The sequence below is a fragment of the Bartonella sp. AP58NXGY genome (assembly GCF_042195785.1).
GTDB lineage: Bacteria > Pseudomonadota > Alphaproteobacteria > Rhizobiales > Rhizobiaceae > Bartonella.
In genome coordinates this window covers 337-572 of sequence record NZ_JBHIOY010000403.1, presented here as the reverse complement: position 1 = coordinate 572, position 236 = coordinate 337, and positions in this window count along the sequence as shown.

The window sequence follows — 236 nt, the reverse complement described above, 5'->3', positions numbered from 1 at the left end:
AAGGCGCAGACAGATACGATAGTCTCATACAAACCATTCATTCTGATAATGAAAATATAATAAATAATTTCATAATTTACAAAAGCTGTTCAATCTTCAGTCTTTTTGAAATTTATTTTTCTTGACGGTTTAACTTTATGATATAGTTTTTATTCCATAAGCACAAAGCTGAATTTTTCAAAAACTGAGCGTTAATGATTGACATGCCCGATTTCGAAAAAAAGCTCGCTTTAAAC